The sequence below is a fragment of the Pseudomonas sp. TE3644 genome, assembly GCF_056278815.1.
In genome coordinates this window covers 1,044,859-1,062,272 of the sequence record NZ_JBWBQF010000001.1, presented here as the reverse complement: position 1 = coordinate 1,062,272, position 17,414 = coordinate 1,044,859, and the positions used below count along the sequence as shown (strand labels likewise).

Genomic DNA, 17,414 nt, shown 5'->3' with positions numbered 1-17,414 from the left:
CTACTGATGCACGGCGAGTTGATACGCCGTGTATTTGCGAATATTGATCACGCCGGTGTCGAAGATCAGGTACTGGCCCTTGATGCCCAGCAGCGTGCCTTCGGCAATCGGGTTCTTGTCCAGGTTGAAGCTGGTGATCTTGGCCGGGTAGGCCTGGACCGGGTAGCGGATTTCCAGGACGGGGGTGTCATGCAAGGGTTGGATCGCCTGCAGGCCGAAGCGTTCCTGAAGCATGGACAGACCGGCGCCGCAGGTGTCGAACAGCATGTCACGCACCTCGGCCAGGTCGACCGGCGCCGCGTCGCCCTTGAGCAGCGCGCGCCAGTTGGTGCGGTCGGCTACTTGCGAGCGGAACAGGTCTTCGACCAGACCCGACTGCTGACGGGTGGCCACGCGCACGATCGGCAGGGCCTGGCTGGCGCCCTGGTCGAGCCAGCGGGTAGGCAGTTGGGTGGCGCGGGTGATGCCCACTTTGACGCCCGACGAGTTGGCCAGGTACACCACGTGGTCGGTCATGCAGAACTGCTCGCCCCAGGACGGCTCGCGGCAGGTGCCGGCGTCGTAGTGGCAGCGTTCGGGGCTCATGATGCACACATCGCACTGGGCCAGCTTGGTCATGCAGGGGTAGCAATAGCCCTGGCTGAAGCTGGTCTTGGTTTTGCGACCGCAGTGGGTGCAGTGGATGGCGCCCAGGTATTCCAGGCGCAGGGGCTTGCCGATCAGGTCATTGACCGGGATCTCGACATCGTCCAGGCGAAAGCTGTACTGCACCGCCGACTCGTCGAGCCGGGTGGCCATTTTGCTCAGGGTACCGCGACCAATTTCGTTCAATGGACAGCATCCGACTTGAACAGAATGTTGGCCACCGGCGCCGACTTGGAGGCGCATTCCTGCGGGCCCATGTAACCGGTGCGCTGGTCTTCGGGCAGGTTCTGCATTTCCCAGGCGATGACCGCCTGCAGGGACAGTTCCTTCTGCTCGGTGGTCAGCTTGCGGCCGTCGGACCATTTGCCGATTTCCACGGCCAGTTTCAGGCTTTCGTAGATCTCGGGGGTGATGTTTTCGATCATGTGGGCGAAAGAAGTCATGGCGTCTCCAGAATTTATGCGCGTAGTTTACGGCGCGCGAAGGCGCCACCCAAGAGGCCTGTCAGGCAACCGACCAACAGCCCGCCGACATGGGCGGCGTTGGCGATCTGGCCGAACATGCTGATCAATGGGGTCATGCAGATAACCAGCCACACCAGCATCATCACCATCACGCTGCGGGGCATGCGGTAGACGTTGTTGGGCGCCAGCCACTGGTACACGAACACGTGGCCCAATAGCCCGTACAGCACGCCCGACAGCCCGCCGAACAGCGTGGGCCCGCTGTACCAGTACTGCGCGGTGTTGGACACCAGGCTGAACAGCAGCGTCAGGCCGATTAGGTTGATGCGGCCTTGCAGAATCTCGATGCGCTTGCCCAGCTCCCAGTACCACAGGGCGTTCATGGCCAGGTGCAGCACGCCGAAGTGCAGCAGCATGGGCGTGAACAGCCGCCACCACTGCCCGGCGTCCAGGCTTGCGCCCAGCGGCAGGAAGTACAGGTTTTCACTGTCGAAGCTGAAGTCCTGGAAGGTCAGCCAGTGCAGGGTGGCCAGGTTGTCGCCCAGGTAGGTAAGACCGGCGACGATCAGGCACAGCACCAGCACCAGGGCGGTAGCCGGACAGGCGCGCGCCTGGGCGGCCAGGCTGGGCCGCGACAGGCGCGGTTGGGGCTGGTAGCTGCTGAGGTCGATGTCGGCGTCACCGTCGGGAAAGCGCTGGTACAGCTCGCGGATGTCGGCGGCCATCTGCTCGTCGATGGCCCACAGCACCTGCTCGCCGCGCTCTTCGCTGACCCGGTGGGGCACTTGCAGGCGCGCCAGCAGTTGCACGAAGCCGCTCAAATCGGTGCTCAGCGGCAGGCGCATGGCAGTCACGGGCTTCATGGGCGTACCCCCGCACGGTCCACGTCCACCCACACGAACTTGTGCGGGTCGATGCGTGTTTCCTGGTCCAGACGGTAGGCCACCAGCTTGCCGTACAGCACCGCGCTGTAGTCCAGGCAGGCCAGGTTGGGGCGGATGGCCGAGGGCCGGCCGCTGCGCCAGTAGTGGCCGACAAACAGCAAGGGCTCGTCGATGCCGTAACGCAGCAGGTTGTTTTTCTGGCTGCTGGACAGCGGCGTGCTGGCCACCTCCTCCGGCAAGGCGTCGGGCTGGAAGACGATGTCGCCGTAGGTTTGCGGGTCGTCTTCCCAGAACTTGGTGCGGAAGAAGGCGCGGGTCAGGCCGTCGCCGCCGGTCAGGGTCAGGCCGTCGGGCAGGCGCATGTCGGTACCCCGCAGCAGGCGGTCGAAGACGTTGCAGGCGAAGCTGCCGGGCACGGCGGCGGCCTGCAGGAAGTGCTCGTCGATACAGCCGTCGGGGTATTGCCCGCGCAGCAGGTCGATCATGCTGTGGTCCCAGCAGGCGTGCACCAGGCGGAAGCGGCCGGCGTCGATGAACAGCGGCATGTCGTAGAACCACTGCACAAAGTCCTTCCAGTCACCGGGGTGCTGTTCGAACTGCGCCAGGGTGTCGCCGATCAGCCGGGCGTGGCGCGGCGTGTGCTCGCGCACGAACTGCTTGCCGCTGCCGGGCGGCGCCGGGGTGCTCCAGCCCAGCGCGTTGAATTCATGGTTGCCCATGATGCAGCGCGCCTGGCCGGCGTCGACCATGTCACGGACGATGTGCAGCGCCTCGCGAATGCGCGGGCCGCGGTCAATGATGTCGCCCAGGAACAGCGCCTGGCGCTGGGCATGGCGCCAGGTACCGCCCTGTTTGCGGTAACCGAGGGTGTCGAGCAAGTGCTCAAGGGTATGAGCGCAACCGTGCACGTCACCGATAAGATCGTAGCTGCGTGCGGGATCGAGCATCAGTCTCCTGTGCCTCCCAGACGGCTGCCCCAACCGAGTTTGGTGCGGCAGACTTCGTAGTAGTTGTGGTCCAGCGGGTGGATCAGGCGCAGTTTCTGCGGCTTCTTGCTGACCGTGACGGTGTCGCCGGGGGCGCAGGTGAAGTGGTTCTGGCCGTCGCAGGACACTTGCGGGTAGATGGTCATGTCCTTGGCCACGACGATCTTCAGCTCACTGTTGCCGTCCACCACGATCGGGCGGCCCGACAGGGTGTGCGGGTACATGGGCACGATGACGATGGCGTCGAGCTTGGGGTGCATGATCGGCCCGCCTGCCGACAGCGCATAGGCGGTGGAGCCGGTGGGCGTGGCCACGATCAGGCCGTCGGCCTTCTGGCTGCACACAAACTGGCCGTCGATGTAGATCTCGAACTCGATCATGCGCGTGGACTTGCCGGGGTGCAGCACCACGTCGTTGAGGGCATCGCCCTGGCCGATGGTCTCGCCATGGCGGCGCACTTCGGCCTGCAGCAGGAAGCGGTTTTCCACCAGGTAGTGGCCGTCCAGCACCTCGGCCACCTTCACTTCCAGCTCGTCGGGGCGGATGTCGGTCAAAAAGCCCAGGCTGCCGCGGTTGATGCCCAGCACTGGCACATTGTGCCGCGCCAGGGCCCGGGCCGCGCCCAGCAGGCTGCCGTCACCGCCGACGACGATGACCATGTCGCACACCTCGCCCAGCATCTTGCGGGTAGAGGTTTGCAGGCCGTGGCCGGGCAGTACCTCGGCGATGGTGTCTTCGAGGATGACATGCAGGTGCCGGTCGAGCAGGAATTTTTTCAGGCGGCGAATGGTATCAAGCACCTGGGAACTGCCGAGGCGGCCGATGATACCGATATTGCGAAATTGCTCCATGGGGCTCCTGCGGGATCTGCAACGGGCGCGAACGTGGCGTCGCGCCTTGGGAAACGTGGGGTCGATTATGGGCGAAAGCAACGGGGAGGACAAAAGGGATTGGTGGGGAGCGGGTTAATCCCTCTCAAACCACGCACATTCAAACTGTGGGACCGGGCGAAGCTCGGGAAGCGAACGACTCGATAATAAGGCTGGCCGCTTCCCGAGCTTCGCCCGGTCCCACAGAAGATGTGTGGCGGTCTTTAGATCGTGCGCCGCCCGCGCGGCGCTTCGCGGGCAGAGCCCGCTCCCACGTTGGTTGCAACGTGCCATGGCCTGACACACCGCAGTTGCAGCCTTTTGGCGGCCGCCTTGAGTTCAGCGTGTCCGCCACCAACCGGCTATGCTCGCACCATGAACCTGTTCCCCACCCTCGCCGCTCTGCCCCGCGACCTGCGCCAGCCGCAGGTGCGCGACCTTGCCTGGGTGATTCTGGCGCCGCCCATGCTGGCCCAGACGCCGTGGCCGCAGCGCCACCCGCTGACCGGCAGCGACTGGGTGGCGCAGCCCTGGCGGCTGGAGGCCTGGTTGCGGGCGCTGGACGTGGATCAAAGCCCGCTGGCCGAATGGCTGACCCGTGGCGCTGCCACTCGTCGGCTGGGGCTCTATTACGAGCGTTTGTGGCAGTTCGCCCTGAGCCAGGCGCCCGGCATCGAATTGATCGCCGCCAACCTGCCCATTCGCCGCGAAGGCCATACCCTGGGCGAGTTGGACATTCTGCTGCGCGACGGCGACGGCGTGCATCACCTGGAACTGGCGATCAAGCTGTACCTGGGCCCGCAGGCCGGCGACGGCCACGACCCCGCACACTGGCTGGGGCCCGGCAGCCATGACCGCCTGGACCGCAAGCTGTCGCACCTGGCCGACCACCAATTGCCCATCTCGGCCCGCGCCGAAAGCCGCCAGGCCCTGGCAGCGCTGGACATCGATGCCTTCAGCGCACAACTGTGGCTGGGCGGTTACCTGTTGTACCCCTGGCCTGGAATCGCCGAGCCGCCTCACGGCGCCCACCCGCATCACCTCAAGGGCCACTGGCTGCATCAGCGCGACTGGTCGGCCTTCCTCGCCGTCAGCGCCCCGGGCCGCTGGCAGCAACTGCCGCGTCACGCCTGGCTGGCGCCGGCCCGCTACGGCGAAGCAGACACCTGGACCGCCGACCAGTTGCAGCAATGGATCGAGGCGCTGGACCCTCTGGCCCCGGCACAATTGCTGGTGCGCCTTGTCCAAGCCAGCGACGGCGCCTGGGAAGAGGCACAGCGGCTATTCCTGGTGTCGGACCTGTGGCCCAATGTGCCCGGCAACGCCTGACCCTAAAAAAAATACCAAGCAACGACCGTGAGGAACCCCATGACCTGGAAAAACACCGAGGCGCGCTACGGCAGCCTGTCCATTGCCTTGCACTGGTTGATGCTGATCCTGCTGGCCATCGTGTACGCCTGCATCGAACTGCGCGGCAACTTCCCCAAGGGTAGCGACAGCCGTGCGCTGATCGTGCAACTGCACTTCATGACCGGCCTGACGGTGTTCGTGCTGGTGTGGATTCGCCTGGCGGCAAAGATCGTCGGCGCCGCGCCGAAAATCGTGCCCAAGCCACCGGCCTGGCAAACCGGCCTTGCGCACCTGATGCACGCCCTGCTCTACGCCCTGATGGTGGCCATGCCGCTGCTGGGCTGGCTGACCCTGAGTGCCGCCGACAAGCCGGTGCCGTTCTGGGGCTTCGAGTTGCCGCATTTGATCGGCCCGAATGAAGACGCCGCGAAACAGATCAAGCACTGGCATGAGCAGATTGGTACCTGGGGGTATTGGCTGATCGGGCTGCATGCGTTGGCGGGGGTGCTCCACCACTACGTGGTGCGTGACAACACCTTGGTGCGCATGCTGCCGCGCAAGCAGGCCTGACCCCTTGTAGCCGCTGCCGCCAGGCTGCGCTGGCCGGCGTGGGCAGCGAAAATCTATAGCGGGCACAGGGCCTGCGCAGCCTTCGGCAGCGGCTACGGGGGTTATTCAAAACCGCGGCGGCCCTGGAGCCCGCCAGTGTGGATGAACACCAGTCGGCTGCCGGGGGCAAAGCGATGCAGGTTGTCGCGCAACGCCAGCAGCGCCTTGCCGGTGTACAGCGGCTCCAGCGGCACGCCACTTTCCTGTTCCGCAGCCTCAATGAACGCCAGCAGATCCGCATCCACCTTGGCAAACCCACCCCGACTGGCATCGATCAACTCGTAGCCCCCCGCCTCGCCCACCAGCGCGGTGACATTCTCCACCACCCCATGCCCGGGCGGCACCGCCATCGCCCCGTACGCGATGGGCCCACCCGCCTGCACCAACCCCGCCAACGTAGTCCCTGTCCCCACCGCCAGCCACCAACCGTCAAAAGCATCCCAGCCGATTTCCGGCAATCGCGCCTGTACATGCTGCAGCAACACCTGACACCCGCGCGCGCCCTCCTCGCCACCGCCGCCTTCCGGCACCGCCAGCAGATCCGGGTATAGGTCGTTCCAGGGTGTCCAGAACCCGGGAGCATGACGTTCGCGATAACCGGCATAACCCAACCAGTACAACGCCATGCCGAACGCCTGCAGGTCGGTCACCGTGGGGGTTTGCTGAGGATGCCCACGCAGCAACCCCACCGTCTTGAACCCCAGACGCTTGCCGGCCGCCGCCAGGGCGTGCAGGTGATTGGAATGGGCCCCGCCCAGGCTGATCACACCCGCGTGGCCCTGATCGCGCATCTGCTCCAGGTGTTCAGTGAGCTTGAACCACTTGTTGCCACTGATCAGCGGGTCGATCAGGTCCAGGCGCAGGATGGCCACCTGCACCCCGGCGGCGTCAAGCCAGCCGAGGTTCAGGGGTTGCAGGGTCGCAGGGCGCGCCCAGTCGGGAAGGGTCATTTCAACAGCACTGGCCAAGCCACAGGGCCCGCCAGTTTACCGCCTTACAGCTGCGCAGCCAGCCGCGACCCCTGATTGATCGCCCGCTTGGCATCCAGCTCCGCCGCCACATCGGCACCACCGATCAAATGCACCGCCTGCCCCGCTGCCAACAGCCCCTCCTGCAACTCACGCAGCGGATCCTGCCCCGCGCAAATCACCACGTTATCCACCGCCAGCACCTGCGGCTCGCCCTCGCCGATGCGCACATGCAGCCCGGCATCATCGACCTTCAGGTATTCGACGCTGTTGAGCATGTGCACGCCCTTGTTCTTCAGGCCCGTGCGGTGAATCCAGCCGGTGGTCTTGCCCAGGCCGTCACCGACCTTGCTGGCCTTGCGTTGCAGCAGGTACACCTGACGCGCCGGCGCATGGGGCTCGCCCTTGATGCCGGCGACACCACCGCGCGCTTCCAGCGCGGTGTCGATGCCCCACTCCTTCCAGAACGCGGCGCGGTCCTGGCTGGTGGCCACGCCCTGATGCACCAGGTATTCGCTGACATCGAAACCGATGCCACCGGCACCGATAACCGCCACACTCTGGCCTACCGGTTTGCGCTGCAACAGCACGTCCAGGTAGCTCAGGACCTTGACATGCTGGATGCCGTCGATGGCCGGCAAACGCGGGGCGATGCCGGTGGCCAGGATGATGTCGTCGAAGCCGCCGTCCACCAGTTGCGCCACGTCGACACGGGTGTCGAGGCGCAGGTCGACGCCGGTGGTTTCCAGCTTGCGCTTGAAGTAGCGCAAGGTCTCATAGAACTCTTCCTTGCCCGGCACGCGCTTGGCCACGTTGAACTGGCCGCCGATCTCGCTGCCGGCGTCGAACAGGGTGACCTGGTGGCCACGCTCGGCCGCCACGGTGGCGGCGGACAGGCCAGCAGGGCCGGCGCCCACCACGGCGATTTTCTTCACCTTGGCGGTGGGGATGTAGTTGAGCTCGGTCTCGTGGCAGGCGCGCGGGTTGACCAGGCAGCTGGTCAGTTTGCCGCCGAAGGTGTGGTCCAGGCAGGCCTGGTTACAGCCGATGCAGGTGTTGATTTCGTCGGCGCGGCCTTCGGCGGCCTTGTTGACGAAATCGGGGTCGGCCAGGAACGGACGCGCCATGGACACCATGTCGGCATCGCCCTCGGCCAGTATCTGCTCGGCGACTTCCGGGGTGTTGATGCGGTTGGTGGTGATCAGCGGGATCTGCACCGCACCGCGCAATTTGGCAGTGACCTTGCTGAAGGCGCCACGGGGCACCTTGGTGGCAATGGTAGGAATGCGCGCCTCGTGCCAGCCGATGCCGGTGTTGATCAGCGTGGCGCCAGCCTGTTCGATGGCCTTGGCCAGGATGACGATCTCGTCCCAGGTGCTGCCGCCTTCCACCAGGTCGAGCATCGACAGGCGGAAGATGATGATGAACTGCGGGCCCACCGCCTCGCGCACGCGGCTGACGATGTCCACCGCCAGGCGCATGCGGTTGTCGTAGCTGCCGCCCCAACGGTCGGTGCGGTGGTTGGTCTGCGCGGCCAGGAACTGGTTGATGAAGTAGCCTTCGGACCCCATGATCTCGACGCCGTCGTAACCGGCCCGCTGGGCCAGTTGCGCGCAATTGACGAAGTCGCTGATCTGCTTCTCGATACCGGCGTCGTCCAGCTCATGCGGGGTGAACGGGTTGATCGGCGCTTTCAGGGCGCTGGGCGCGACCTGCTTGGGGCTGTAGGCATACCGGCCCGCGTGCAGGATCTGCAGGCAGATCTTGCCGCCCGCCTCGTGCACGGCCTGGGTCACCACCTGGTGCTTGTCGGACTCTTCGATCGTGCTCAGCTTGGCGGCGCCGGCATACACCCCGCCCTCCTCGTTGGGCGCGATGCCGCCGGTCACCATCAGGCCCACACCCCCGCGGGCGCGCTCGGCAAAGTAGGCGGCCATGCGCGCAAAGCCGCCGGGCTTTTCTTCAAGGCCGGTGTGCATCGAGCCCATCAGGCTGCGGTTGCGCAAGGTGGTAAAGCCCAGGTCCAGCGGGGCGAGCAGGTGCGGGTATTGAGCGGCGGCCATGGGTGTCACTCCATCAACAGGCAAATCACGGGATGCGGTGGCCTCAGCGACTCTGTGCTGGGCCCCGTCGTTTATCTGTGGGTGAATTTACGGCCAAGGTGTACCGGTCTCAATGACCGAAAGTGACAAGTTATTGATCCAATCAAACAGCGCGTTTACCCTGACGGCTCATTCTTCATCGCGCTGATCCGCCTGCCCATGGCCCGTTTGCTGTTAACCCTGTCATCCCTCGTCCTGCTCGTGGCCCTGGCCGCCTACGGCCTATGGACCCAGGACCGCCCCGCCGGGCATTACCTGTCCGACCTGCGCATCCAGGTGGCCGTGGACGAGGGCGTGCCCAGCGGGCGCGGCAACCTGCTGGGCATTCAGCCCGAGCTGTTCGCCACCGATTACCAGAGCCTGGCACGCCTGCACCGCAAGCTGGCCGCCTACCTGAGCCAGGCGCGCGAGCTGGGCATGATCAGCCCGCGTACCGTGGTGGTGCTGCCCGAGCACATCGGCACGCTGCTGTGGGCCCGTGGCGAGAAGGACGAGCTGTATCAGGCGCCGCGCCTGGCCGAGGCGCACCAGTGGCTGGGCTACAGCAACCCGCTGCTGTTCGCCCGCGCCTGGCTGGACGCCAAGAGTGACGACCACACCGAGGACACCCGTTTGCGCATGAAGGCGCGCAGCATGGCCAGCGATTATCAGCAGGTGTTCGGCGGGCTGGCCAAGGAGTTCGGGGTGACCCTGGTGGCGGGCTCCATCATCCTGCCCGACCCGCAGTTGCGCGAGGGTGCCCTGGTGACCGGCGACGGCGGGCTGTACAACATCAGCCTGGTGTTCGGTGCCGACGGCAAGCCACTGGGCCAGCCGCAGCGCCAGCTGTACCCCGATTATGTGCAACGCCGCTATGTGCAGGCCAGCCCGGATTCGCCGCTGCAGGTGCTGGACACGCCGGCCGGGCGGCTGGGCGTGCTGATCGGCAGCGACAGCTGGTACCCGGCCAACTACGCCCAGCTCGAAGCCCAGGGCTGCGAGCTGATCGCCGTGCCGGCGGCACTCAACGGCAAGGACGTGTGGCGTGAACCCTGGCGCGGCAACCCCGACCGCCGCGATGCCGATCAGTTGGGCCTCAAGCCTGGCGAGGTCAGCGAAGGCGAAGCCTGGCACCGGTTGAGCCCGGCGCGGCGCGCCACCGTCAGCGTGTTCCTGCGCGGGCAGTTCTGGGACCAGTTCAGCGGCGGCCAGAGCTTTGCCAGCCATGATGGTCAAACCCATGCCAGCGATGACAGCCGCGGTGCGCGGCTGATCAACCTGTGGTTGTAAGCCCATGCCCAGCGCACCGGTAAGACTGGGCGATCTGTCCGTAGGCTTTATCCATAGCCTGGCCGATGCCGTGGCCAGCCACGGCCTGGACCCTGCCCCGCTGCTGCTGCAATACGGCCTGGACCCGGTGCGCCTGGGTGAGGCTGGCGCGCGCCTGTCGATCCCGCGTTACATGCGCCTGGGCCATGCCGCCATCCAGCTCACCGGCGACCCTGCGCTGGGCCTGTGCATGGCGCGGGTGTGCCGCATGGCGCAGGCCGGCCTGGCCGGCGTCACGGCCGCGCAGGCACCGACGGTGCGCGAGGCCGCCCGCACGCTGATCCGCTTCGCGCCGCTGAACCAGTTCAATTACCGCGGGCAGCCCAGCCTGCACGAAGACACACGCGGCGCCTGGCTGCGCTTCTACTCCATCAGCCCCTACAACGCCTACAACCGCTTCGTGGTGGACTCGGTGCTGGGCGGCTGGCTCCAGCAACTGGGCACGCTGTGCGGGCAGACGCTGTACGCCGAACGCATGGAAGTGGAATACGACACGCCCCCCTACGCCGAGCAGTACCAGGCCCTGAGCAGCGGCCCGGTGACCTTCGGCGCCGGGCAGAACCAGCTGCGCCTGAACCTGGCCAGCCTGGCCCTGCGCAACCCCGATCACTGCCCCAGTACCTACAAATACCTGCTCAACCTGTGCGAGCAGGAACTGGAACAATTGACCCGCACCCGCAGCCTGCGCGAACGCATCACCCAACTGCTGGGGCCGCTGCTGGACGGCGGGCGGGAACCGGACTTGGAGGAAGTGGCGGCGCGCCTGAAGCTGCCCACCTGGACACTGCGGCGCAAGCTGGCGGATGAAGGCACGCAGTTCCGCGCCATTCTCAATGACACGCGGCGCGACCTGGCCATGGCCTACATCCGTGACACGGAGTTGGCCTTCGGCGAAATCGCTTATCTGTTGGGGTTTGCATCGGCCGAAGCCTTTGCGCGCGCGTTCAAGCGCTGGAAGGGGCAAACACCGGGGGATTATCGGCGCATGAGTGTGCGCGGGTTATAGCTCGGTTGCGTCTTCGGCGGTTTCCAGCGGGTCCAGTTCCACGGCGCGCGATTCCAGCAGTTCTTCCTGATACTCGTCCATGCTCGTTCTCCTCTCGTTGGTTTCAGGGCAGCTTAGCCGCTGCCCGTGAATGAATAATGACGGGGGTCAAGAGAATGGACGAGGCGCAAGTCACACAATTTAGCCAGGCCGCGTCACAGGCGCTGCGGCCCATCTGATACACCGCGTGCGCCAGACGCCGCCTTCGGCAGCTGCTACAGGACGGCGGCGCCTGCATCGCGGCCAAGGCCGGCTCCTACCACGGACGGCGTAGGAGCCGACCTTGGTCGCGATGCAGACGACGCGGTTCCCTGTAGCAGCGGCCGCCAGGCCGCGTCACAGGCGCTGCGCTACAACTGTTACACCGCGTGCGCCAGACGCCGCCTTCGGCAGCTGCTACAGGACGGCGGCGCCTGCATCGCGGCCAAGGCCGGCTCCTACCACGGACGGCGTAGGAGCCGACCTTGGTCGCGATGCACGCGACGCGGTTCCCTGTTGCAGCGGCCGCCAGGCCGCGTCACAGGCGCTGCGCTACAACTGTTACACCGCGTGCGCCAGACGCCGCCTTCGGCAGCTGCTACAGGACGGCGGCGTTTGCATCGCGGCCAAGGCCGGCTCCTACCACGGACGGCGTAGGAGCCGACCTTGGTCGCGATGCAGACGACGCCATTTACACCGGCCAGCGCAGCCTGGCGGCAGCGGCTACGGGGCCGGCGTTACCGTTGGGGTTGCCGTGGTCTCGGTGGTGGTGGCCGCCGGAGTGGTCTCAGTCGGGGTGGTGGCTGCCGGGGTGATCGGCGCGGCTTCCGCCGGTGGCGCCACCGGTTGCGAGGTCTCGGTCTTGGCCGCTTCAGGGGTAGCGGTCACGGCTGGCACGGCAGGCGCTGCCACGGCGGCTGCAGGCTCGGCTGGCTTGGCGGGTTCGGCCTTGGCTTCAGGCTTTTCCTCAGGCTTGGCCTCGGCCTTGGGCTCTGGCATGCCCAGGTCGGCCTTGGGCTTGTCGACAATGTGCGCCGCCTTCTTCGCCTCGGCCGGCAGGTAGGTGTCCACCAGGCTGAAATAGCGATCATAGAACTTGGCCGAGGTCACGGTCTCGCTGGCCACCTTGACCATGGAATCGTCGGTGGAGCCGATCGGCATCGACACCGAACCCAGCACCCCCACGCCCAGGCTGGCGGAGTTGTTGACCTTCTTCAGCGCATAACGGTCCTGCAAGGCGTTGGCGAACATGGTCGAGGTCTGGTTGCTGTTGCCGTCCGCCGCACAGGTGACGTTGAAGCTGATCTCCATGTGCGTCTCACCGGTCTGCTGGAAGCTCTTGTGGCCGCTGAGCTGCTTGGGATCGCTGCTGGTGATGATGTAGCCCTGGCTCAGCAGGGCACGACGCGCGGCCTCGCAGGACGAGGCATCGCTGACCGGATAATTGCGTGAAAAGGTGCTCGAGTCGGAGAACGCTTCGTTCTCGTACATGGCCTGTTTTTTCGACGAGCAGCCGCTCAAGGCGACCAGCGCAAACGCCAGAGCACAGCCCAACCGTGGGGCGCTCAAGCTCAGTGACTTAGACATTGCGAATCCTGGGCAAACGATCAGCCTCTATTGTGCCTCACAAGGAAGAGACAACGCGCATGAAATGAGTTTTAGACAACCTATAACCCTACTACGAGCGCCGCGCAGATAAAAGCTGAATCGACGCATGGCCGGGTGTAAAGAGCCATGACATCACGGCGCCAGCACGCTAGGATGCGTCGCCTTCGATACAAGCCCCCCGACACATCGGACAGCATCGCATCCATTTCCTGCGGGCATGGGGCAATTGCAGCGCGTACTGCCTTCAGGAAGATCATTTTTTATCAGGAGATTGTGTTTGAAAACTGTTACCCGAGCCGTATGCCTGGGCCTCACCGCCCTGACCATCGGCCTGACCACCGGTTGCGCCACCACCGAAAGCTCCAAGGCACTGGCCGTGACCCAGGTCGAAAGCGCCGCCCGCCCCTATGCCGGCCCGCGATCGCCGATCGCCGTGGGCAAATTCGATAACCGCTCCAGCTACATGCGCGGCATTTTCTCCGACGGCGTCGACCGCCTTGGCAGCCAGGCCAAGACCGTGCTGATCACCCACCTGCAGCAAACCAACCGCTTCAACGTGCTGGACCGCGACAACATGGGCGAAATCGCCCAGGAAGCCGCCATCAAGGGTCAGGCACAAAAGCTCAAGGGGGCTGACTACGTGGTGACCGGCGACGTCACCGAGTTCGGCCGCAAGGAAGTCGGCGACCAGCAATTCTTCGGCATCCTGGGCCGCGGCAAGACCCAGGTCGCCTACGCCAAGGTGGCCCTGAACATCGTCAACATCAGCACTTCCGAAGTGGTGTATTCCACCCAGGGCGCGGGCGAGTACTCGCTGTCCAACCGTGAAGTGGTCGGCTTCGGCGGCACCGCCAGCTACGACTCCACCCTCAACGGCAAGGTACTGGACCTGGCCATGCGCGAAGCGGTCAACCGCCTGGTAGAAGCCGTGGACAACGGCAGCTGGCAGCCTTCGCGCCGCTAATTTTTCTCGGAACCAGATGACAGGGAGCGACATTCGTCATGGGCAAGACTTTCACGCCACGCCTCGGGCTGGCCATCACCCTTCTCGCAGGCCTGGTGCTGGGTGGCTGTGCGCAGCAACCCAAGACCCTCTACCAGTGGGAAGGCTATCAGGGCCAAGTGCACCAGTACTTCAAGGGCGAGTCCAAGGAGCAGCAGGCCCAGGCCCTGGAAGCCGACCTGGAAAAGATCCGCGCCAAGAACGGCACGCCGCCACCGGGCTATCACGCTCAGTTGGGCCTGTTGTATTCAAGCCTGGGCAAGAATGATCAGATGATTCAGCAGTTCCAGCAGGAAAAAACCCTGTTCCCCGAGTCCGGCGCCTACATGGACTTCCTGATCAAGAACGCCACGCACGGAGCAACCCAATGATGCGCCGCCTGTTCAAACCTGCCGCCGCGCTGCTCGCCCTGGCCCTGCTGGGCGGCTGCGCCGGCCCGCGCAAAAACCTCGACTACACCGCGTTCAAGGCTGCCCGTCCGCACTCCATCCTGGTGCTGCCACCAGTCAACGAGTCGCCGGACGTGACGGCCACCTACAGCCTGATGTCGCAGGTAACCTTCCCACTCGCCGAGGCCGGTTACTACGTGATGCCGGTTGCGCTGGTAGATGAGACGTTCAAGCAGAATGGCCTGAACAATGCTGCCGAGATCAGCCAGGTGCCTGCCGCCAAGCTGCGGTCGATCTTTGGCGCCGATGCTGCGCTGTACGTGAAGGTCACTGACTACGGCACCAAATACATGGTGCTCAGCAGTGCCACCATCGTCACCGCCACCGCCAGCCTGGTCGACCTCAAGACCGGTACCACGCTGTGGACAGGCGCGGCCAGTGCGTCGAGCGAGGAAGGCCAGAACAATAATGGTGGCGGCCTGATCGGCATGTTGATCACTGCGGCCGTGAAGCAGATCATCAACAGCAGCACGGATGCGGGCTACCCGATTGCCGGCCTCACCAGTGCGCGCCTGCTGTCGGCGGGGCATCCGAATGCCTTGCTGTATGGGCCGCGCTCGCCCAGATACGGCACCGACTGATCGGCTGACGTCCACGCAACACCCGTAGCCGGCGTCGTCTGCATCGCGGCCAAGGCCGGCTCCTACCACAGACGGCGTAGGAGCCGGCCTTGGCCGCGATGCAGACGACGCCATTCCAGGACAGTTGCTGCTACGTCATTTCTGACATATCCCCCCTTCCCGCTTCACCCTCACTTCCTCCCTGAAAGCAGCGCCTCTTGCATAGGGTTTTCGCCTTCCTTGCGCCGGCTGCATACCTGTTCCCGCGCCCAGCACATTCCTGGAAACGTATCGTTTTCGATACTTGAAATCATGTGAAAAAAACGTCAAAACGCTGGTAGCATCTGATTATGGTTCTCATTAACACCATTACTAACACTTACTAAAAGCCAACACTCACCCCCAGGAAGCACTCCCTTGAATCGTCGCCTCCCTGCCAGCCTGTTGCTTGCTGGTGCCTGCAGTGCCATGCCGATTGCCCATGCTGCGGATGAAGTTACCCTGCCCTCTACGCAGATCCAGGACAGCAGCCTGACGGTCGACGGGCCGAGCGTGGGTTATCAGGCCCAGCCGGCCTCCAGCACCACCAAGCTGGGCACCACGGACAAGGAAACGCCGCAGGCGATCACGACGATCACACGCCAACAGATGGACGACTACAAAATCAATGGCATCAAGGACGCTCTGCGTTCGGCGCCATCGGTGACGGTCGAGCAGTCGGAGACCGACCGAACGGAGTTCACTTCGCGCGGCTTCGACATCGGCACGTTCGAATACGACGGCATGGGGATGCCGTTCGCCCAGACCATCCTGATCGGCGATCAGGACATGGCCGAGTTCGAGCAGGTCGACGTGCTGCACGGCGCCAACGGCCTCATGAGCGGCACCGGCAATCCGTCGGCCACGGTCAACTTCGTGCGCAAGCGCCCGACCGACACCTTCCAGGCGCAGATCAATACCAGTGTCGGCTCGTGGGATGAGCGCCGCGTAGACGTGGATGTGTCGGGGCCGTTGACGCCGACTGGCAACGTGCGCGGGCGCTTCATCTACAGCCATGACAAAGGCAACTCCTACCTGGACCGGTACAGTCACGAGCGTAACGTTGCCGCAGGGCTCCTCGCGTTTGATCTATCGGATGCCGACACATTGACTGTGGGCTTCTCGCAGCACAACAGCGACTCCAATGGCAGCAGCTGGGGGAACCTGCCACTGGTGGACAGCAACAATCAGCTGATTCACTACAGCAGCCGCAGCACCAGTGTCGGTCAACCGTGGACTTACTGGAACATGCATACACAGCGCGCATTTGCCGAACTGAAGCATGATTTCGGCAACGGCTGGAACGGCACGGTGACCGCAACCGGAATCACCGAGTACCAGAACACCAGCATGCTCTACGTGGGCGATGTGACCGGCGATACCGCCGACGTCTACGCTGGGCAAACCAGCAGCAAAGCTCATGAAATGATTGGCGAAGCCAAAGTGTCCGGGCCATTCAGCCTCTTTGGCCGTGAACACCAACTGACCCTGGGCGTGAACTACGGACGCACTCATCAATTGGCGCGTGAGTACGACGCCGTTGATCTCAGCGGTAGTTTCCCAACGTCCTACTCTCAACTATTGGCAGGCAACATGCCTGAGCCGTCATTCATCTACACGGGTGACTACGACACGCAGAACTTCACTGACACACAGAAGAGTATTTTTGCGGCCACGCGCTTCAGCCTGATGGATGACCTTCATTGGATCGCTGGTGCCCGCATGATGAGCGCTGATGGCTCGGGCGACAGCTACGGCTCCGATCACTACCAGCGCATCCATGGCAAGGTCACCCCTTACACCGGCCTGGTGTACGATCTGAATCCGCAATGGAGCGTCTACGCCAGCTGGACCAAGATTTTCAACCCGCAATATGGCTATGTCGGCCAGGACGGAAAAATACTGGCACCGCTTGAAGGCAAGAGCATGGAAGCCGGCTTGAAAGGCTCGGTAATGGATGATCGCTTGAAGCTGCAGGCGGCAGTGTTCAAGACCAAGCAAGATAATGCAGTCAACCTGAACGACTACACCTTCGACGGCAATCAATATCTCTACGGTACGGCCAACTACAAAAGCCACGGTGTAGAGCTCGAGGCCTCTGGTGAGGCCCTGCCAGGCCTCGACTTGATGGGTGGCTATACTTACGTGCACATCGAGGATGAAGACGGCGATTCGGCACGCAAATATGTGCCTACCCACAGCTTCCACGGCATGGCCAGCTATCGTCTGCCCGGCATGCCCCAGGCACGAGTGGGTACCCGCGTCAGCTGGCAAAGCGCGGTGCAGAATGATACGTCCAGCTTTATCCGTCAGAACGCCTATGCACTGGTGGACCTGATGGCCAGCTACGACATCGACAGCCACTGGACTACGTCGCTGAATCTCAACAACGTCACGGACCGTAAGTACCTCATGTCGCTGTACAGCGGCACCGCCAGCAACTACGGCGCCCCGCGCAACCTCACCGCCTCCGTCAGCTGGAAATACTGACCCCCATCCCTCCCCCCCCCCAACAACAGGGCAACAATTGCCCTGTTGTACCCGAG

16 protein-coding genes are annotated in these 17,414 nt (G+C 64.3%); 8 read left to right on the top strand and 8 right to left on the bottom strand.

The window, feature by feature from the left end:
* The 5 genes from ACZ9GA_RS04855 to ACZ9GA_RS04835 are packed head-to-tail and all read right to left on the bottom strand — an operon-like array spanning window position 1 to window position 3,830.
* Window positions 1-831, bottom strand: coding sequence for a DUF2797 domain-containing protein (locus tag ACZ9GA_RS04855; RefSeq protein WP_457356817.1), 831 nt, complete (start codon window positions 829-831; stop codon window positions 1-3).
* On the bottom strand, window positions 828-1,088 hold the full coding sequence (locus ACZ9GA_RS04850) for a YeaC family protein (RefSeq protein WP_008371636.1): 261 nt from the start codon (window positions 1,086-1,088) through the stop codon (window positions 828-830). The genes ACZ9GA_RS04855 and ACZ9GA_RS04850 overlap by 4 nt, the downstream gene beginning before the upstream one ends.
* Before the next feature lie 14 nt (window positions 1,089-1,102).
* On the bottom strand, window positions 1,103-1,972 hold the full coding sequence (locus ACZ9GA_RS04845; RefSeq protein ID WP_457356818.1) for a rhomboid family intramembrane serine protease: 870 nt from the start codon (window positions 1,970-1,972) through the stop codon (window positions 1,103-1,105).
* Window positions 1,969-2,943, bottom strand: coding sequence for a metallophosphoesterase (locus ACZ9GA_RS04840; RefSeq protein ID WP_457363575.1), 975 nt, complete (start codon window positions 2,941-2,943; stop codon window positions 1,969-1,971). The genes ACZ9GA_RS04845 and ACZ9GA_RS04840 overlap by 4 nt, the downstream gene beginning before the upstream one ends.
* Window positions 2,940-3,830, bottom strand: coding sequence for an NAD(+) kinase (locus ACZ9GA_RS04835; RefSeq protein ID WP_027981607.1), 891 nt, complete (start codon window positions 3,828-3,830; stop codon window positions 2,940-2,942). The genes ACZ9GA_RS04840 and ACZ9GA_RS04835 overlap by 4 nt, the downstream gene beginning before the upstream one ends.
* A gap of 393 nt (window positions 3,831-4,223) precedes the next feature.
* Between ACZ9GA_RS04835 and ACZ9GA_RS04830 the strand changes: the two genes are divergently transcribed.
* Both ACZ9GA_RS04830 and ACZ9GA_RS04825 read left to right on the top strand, forming a co-directional pair.
* Window positions 4,224-5,177 (top strand): DUF1853 family protein, encoded by a 954-nt coding sequence (locus tag ACZ9GA_RS04830; RefSeq protein WP_457356819.1) that lies wholly within the window; start codon window positions 4,224-4,226, stop codon window positions 5,175-5,177.
* Between the two features lie 39 nt (window positions 5,178-5,216).
* The gene (locus tag ACZ9GA_RS04825) at window positions 5,217-5,768 is read left to right on the top strand and encodes a cytochrome b (RefSeq protein ID WP_457356820.1); all 552 of its coding nucleotides are present in this window, start codon (window positions 5,217-5,219) and stop codon (window positions 5,766-5,768) included.
* 101 nt (window positions 5,769-5,869) lie between these two features.
* On the opposite strand, the gene ACZ9GA_RS04820 is transcribed toward ACZ9GA_RS04825, so the two are convergent.
* Together ACZ9GA_RS04820 and ACZ9GA_RS04815 are read right to left on the bottom strand one after the other, a co-directional pair.
* Complete coding sequence (locus ACZ9GA_RS04820) at window positions 5,870-6,757, bottom strand: 1-aminocyclopropane-1-carboxylate deaminase/D-cysteine desulfhydrase (protein ID WP_457356821.1); 888 nt, start codon at window positions 6,755-6,757, stop codon at window positions 5,870-5,872.
* A 44-nt stretch (window positions 6,758-6,801) separates the two neighbouring features.
* Complete coding sequence (locus tag ACZ9GA_RS04815) at window positions 6,802-8,838, bottom strand: FAD-dependent oxidoreductase (RefSeq protein ID WP_457356822.1); 2,037 nt, start codon at window positions 8,836-8,838, stop codon at window positions 6,802-6,804.
* A gap of 198 nt (window positions 8,839-9,036) precedes the next feature.
* Between ACZ9GA_RS04815 and ACZ9GA_RS04810 the strand changes: the two genes are divergently transcribed.
* The gene (locus tag ACZ9GA_RS04810; protein ID WP_457356823.1) at window positions 9,037-10,146 is read left to right on the top strand and encodes a nitrilase-related carbon-nitrogen hydrolase; all 1,110 of its coding nucleotides are present in this window, start codon (window positions 9,037-9,039) and stop codon (window positions 10,144-10,146) included.
* Window positions 10,147-10,150: 4 nt separating this feature from the next.
* Window positions 10,151-11,191 carry an AraC family transcriptional regulator gene (locus tag ACZ9GA_RS04805; RefSeq protein ID WP_457356824.1) on the top strand — a complete coding sequence of 347 codons (1,041 nt, stop codon included), beginning with the start codon at window positions 10,151-10,153 and terminating at the stop codon, window positions 11,189-11,191.
* 741 nt (window positions 11,192-11,932) lie between these two features.
* On the opposite strand, the gene ACZ9GA_RS04800 is transcribed toward ACZ9GA_RS04805, so the two are convergent.
* Complete coding sequence (locus tag ACZ9GA_RS04800) at window positions 11,933-12,796, bottom strand: DUF2242 domain-containing protein (RefSeq protein ID WP_457356825.1); 864 nt, start codon at window positions 12,794-12,796, stop codon at window positions 11,933-11,935.
* Between the two features lie 298 nt (window positions 12,797-13,094).
* Between ACZ9GA_RS04800 and ACZ9GA_RS04795 the strand changes: the two genes are divergently transcribed.
* From ACZ9GA_RS04795 to ACZ9GA_RS04780, 4 genes are all read left to right on the top strand, one after another.
* Entirely contained in the window at window positions 13,095-13,781 is a 687-nt protein-coding gene (locus tag ACZ9GA_RS04795) for a CsgG/HfaB family protein (RefSeq protein WP_457356826.1), read from the top strand.
* 38 nt (window positions 13,782-13,819) lie between these two features.
* Window positions 13,820-14,191: a DUF4810 domain-containing protein gene (locus ACZ9GA_RS04790; protein ID WP_457356827.1), complete on the top strand. Its 372-nt coding sequence runs from the start codon at window positions 13,820-13,822 to the stop codon at window positions 14,189-14,191.
* Window positions 14,188-14,850 carry a DUF799 domain-containing protein gene (locus tag ACZ9GA_RS04785; RefSeq protein WP_457356828.1) on the top strand — a complete coding sequence of 221 codons (663 nt, stop codon included), beginning with the start codon at window positions 14,188-14,190 and terminating at the stop codon, window positions 14,848-14,850. Before ACZ9GA_RS04790 ends, ACZ9GA_RS04785 begins: the two co-directional genes overlap by 4 nt.
* Before the next feature lie 447 nt (window positions 14,851-15,297).
* Window positions 15,298-17,358: a TonB-dependent siderophore receptor gene (locus ACZ9GA_RS04780; RefSeq protein WP_457363576.1), complete on the top strand. Its 2,061-nt coding sequence runs from the start codon at window positions 15,298-15,300 to the stop codon at window positions 17,356-17,358.
* The last annotated feature ends 56 nt before the right edge of the window (window positions 17,359-17,414 follow it).

Excerpts from the sequence above, each read along its gene's own strand:
- ACZ9GA_RS04790 (WP_457356827.1), top strand. The coding sequence starts at position 13,820 with ATGGGCAAGACTTTCACGCCACGCCTCGGGCTGGCCATCACCCTTCTC.
- ACZ9GA_RS04850 (WP_008371636.1), bottom strand. The coding sequence starts at position 1,088 with ATGACTTCTTTCGCCCACATGATCGAAAACATCACCCCCGAGATCTAC.
- ACZ9GA_RS04815 (WP_457356822.1), bottom strand. The coding sequence starts at position 8,838 with ATGGCCGCCGCTCAATACCCGCACCTGCTCGCCCCGCTGGACCTGGGC.
- ACZ9GA_RS04845 (WP_457356818.1), bottom strand. The coding sequence starts at position 1,972 with ATGAAGCCCGTGACTGCCATGCGCCTGCCGCTGAGCACCGATTTGAGC.
- ACZ9GA_RS04820 (WP_457356821.1), bottom strand. The coding sequence starts at position 6,757 with ATGACCCTTCCCGACTGGGCGCGCCCTGCGACCCTGCAACCCCTGAAC.
- ACZ9GA_RS04835 (WP_027981607.1), bottom strand. The coding sequence starts at position 3,830 with ATGGAGCAATTTCGCAATATCGGTATCATCGGCCGCCTCGGCAGTTCC.
- ACZ9GA_RS04780 (WP_457363576.1), top strand. The coding sequence starts at position 15,298 with ATGCCGATTGCCCATGCTGCGGATGAAGTTACCCTGCCCTCTACGCAG.
- ACZ9GA_RS04825 (WP_457356820.1), top strand. The coding sequence starts at position 5,217 with ATGACCTGGAAAAACACCGAGGCGCGCTACGGCAGCCTGTCCATTGCC.
- ACZ9GA_RS04805 (WP_457356824.1), top strand. The coding sequence starts at position 10,151 with ATGCCCAGCGCACCGGTAAGACTGGGCGATCTGTCCGTAGGCTTTATC.
- ACZ9GA_RS04785 (WP_457356828.1), top strand. The coding sequence starts at position 14,188 with ATGATGCGCCGCCTGTTCAAACCTGCCGCCGCGCTGCTCGCCCTGGCC.
- ACZ9GA_RS04810 (WP_457356823.1), top strand. The coding sequence starts at position 9,037 with ATGGCCCGTTTGCTGTTAACCCTGTCATCCCTCGTCCTGCTCGTGGCC.
- ACZ9GA_RS04830 (WP_457356819.1), top strand. The coding sequence starts at position 4,224 with ATGAACCTGTTCCCCACCCTCGCCGCTCTGCCCCGCGACCTGCGCCAG.
- ACZ9GA_RS04800 (WP_457356825.1), bottom strand. The coding sequence starts at position 12,796 with ATGTCTAAGTCACTGAGCTTGAGCGCCCCACGGTTGGGCTGTGCTCTG.